Here is a 2,095-nt window from a genome sequence, read left to right as displayed (position 1 = left end):
GCATGGGTCGTCCATGACGTCGCCGCTCAAGAGACCGATGCCGTCGTGCGGCAGCATGCACGGCCGGGCTTTGCCATTTCCGTTGTGATCGCGAACGACGATCCGGACGGGCCGACACGAACCGCCTACAAAGCTCTCGGCTACCGGCTGCTGCGGACCGAAGGCTTTTTCGTCCACCGATTGCACCGGATTCCGAACCCGCCATCGATTGCTTCGGTCGAACGCGTGCAGACGGCCGAACGGGCGGCACAGTTGGGAAAGATCATCCGCAGGCAGCCGATCCCAGACGATTTGCTCGGCGACACCGCGCCGTTCCGCCAGTATGTGGCAATCGACGGCGCCGACATCGTTGGGCGCGTTCGCAGCCTGGATGCCGTGGGAGCCACCTGGTGTTCGAGCATGTATGTCGAGCCGTCGCACCGGCGTCGCGGCATTGGTCAGGCTTTGATATCGAAAATGTTGCACGACGATCGCGCGCGCGGGTCAAGGTACTCGGTGCTGGCAGCAACCCATGCCGGGGCGCTGCTTTATCCCCGGATGGGCTACGAGCGGATCGGAACGCTGCTGATATTTGCACCAAGGAGCCGAAAGCCCTCATGAAGCTCTATTCGCATCGTGCTGATTCATAAGGGATTTCTATAACCATGCCGTCATAGGCGGGTTCGACATTGGCTGGTGTCTCGGCCATCACCGAGACGTAGTCGAGCGGCACGTGCATATGTGTCAGCACCGCATGTATCGGCGCCAGCCGCTGGATCCATTCGAGCGCTTCGCCAAGTGACAGATGACTTGGATGCGTCCGGTACTGCAGCGCGTCGATGATCAGCACGTCGAGGTCGCCCAGCCGTTCGGCGGTGGGTTCCGGAAAGTCGCTGATGTCGGGGCAATAGGCGAGACCGCCAATGCGGAAACCGAGCGATACGATGTCGCCGTGGATCTGCGGCAGCGGCTCGAGGGTGAGGGTACCCCCCTCTCCTTCGACGACCACCGGCCTGGTGTGCTCGATGAGATGCGGCCTGACGATCGGCGGATAGGAACTGCCTTGCGGCGTCTCGAAACAGTATCCGAACGCTTCCCGCAGCCGAAGCATCGTCGCCCTGTCGGCATGGACGTCGATGAGCTGGCGCTGATCGAGGACGAAACCGCGCAGATCGTCGATGCCATGGATATGGTCGGCATGCGGGTGGGTATAGACGACCGCATCGACACGTTTAACGCCGGCCAGCAGCATCTGCTGCCGAAAATCCGGCCCCGTGTCGATGACGACAGTCGTTCGGCTGCCGTTCGCCGCGATCCGCTCGACGAGCGCGGCGGCACGGGTGCGCCGGTTCCTGGGGTTGTCGGGGTCGCAATTGCCCCAATCGCCGGTGATGCGCGGCGTACCTGGGGACGAGCCGCAGCCGAGAATGGTGAGGCGCAGCCGGTCAGTCATCGTTCAGGCACTTTGCTCTGCAGGCCGCGGCATCTTGCCGAACAGCCGGAAGAAATTATCTGTGGTCAGATCGGCGATTTCAGCTTCGCTTACCCCGATCGTTTCGGCCAGCACCTTGGCGGTATGGGCGACATAGGCGGGCTCGTTGCGTTTGCCCCGAAACGGCACGGGCGCCAGATAGGGCGCATCGGTTTCGACCAGCAATCGGGCATGCGGGACATCGGCGGCAATGGCACGCAACTCAGCTGAATTCTTGAAGGTCAGGATGCCCGAGAACGACACGTAGCCACCGAGAGCGACGCCCACCTCGGCAAGCCGGCGCCCGGAAGAAAAGCAATGCAGGATGAAGGGGAAGGCGCCCTTCCCTGTTTCGTCCTCGAGAATATCAGCCATGTCGGCATCGGCATCGCGCGAATGGATGACCAGCGGCAGCCCCGTTTCACGGGCGGCGGCGATGTGATTGCGAAAGCCTTGCGCCTGTGCATCGCGTGGCGCCTTGTCGTAAAAATAGTCGAGACCGGCCTCGCCGATGGCCACTACTTTCGGGTGCGCGGATAGCCGCACAAGCTCCTCGACCGTGATATCCAGTTCTTCGGCCGCATTGTGCGGATGAGTGCCGACAGAGCAATAGACTTCGTCGAAAGTTTCAGCGATCTCAAGTAC

Annotated in this window: 3 protein-coding genes; 1 reads left to right on the top strand and 2 read right to left on the bottom strand. The window is 62.0% G+C overall.

Annotated features, from left to right (window positions below; all coding sequences use genetic code 11):
* Window positions 1-600: GNAT family N-acetyltransferase (locus EN925_RS33160; RefSeq protein WP_164894562.1), on the top strand; the 600-nt coding region annotated here is incomplete at its 5' end.
* A 4-nt stretch (window positions 601-604) separates the two neighbouring features.
* Here EN925_RS33160 and EN925_RS33155 read toward each other — a convergent pair.
* Together EN925_RS33155 and EN925_RS33150 are read right to left on the bottom strand one after the other, a co-directional pair.
* The gene (locus EN925_RS33155) at window positions 605-1,432 is read right to left on the bottom strand and encodes an MBL fold metallo-hydrolase (RefSeq protein ID WP_027161645.1); all 828 of its coding nucleotides are present in this window, start codon (window positions 1,430-1,432) and stop codon (window positions 605-607) included.
* Window positions 1,433-1,435: 3 nt separating this feature from the next.
* Window positions 1,436-2,095, bottom strand: a 660-nt coding sequence (locus EN925_RS33150) for a TatD family hydrolase (RefSeq protein ID WP_164894561.1), incomplete at its 5' end; no start/stop codon positions are given.

The sequence above is a fragment of the Mesorhizobium sp. M7A.F.Ca.US.006.04.2.1 genome, assembly GCF_004022915.1.
Classification (GTDB): Bacteria; Pseudomonadota; Alphaproteobacteria; order Rhizobiales; family Rhizobiaceae; genus Mesorhizobium; species Mesorhizobium ciceri.
This window is presented reverse-complemented; position numbering and strand designations above follow the sequence as displayed.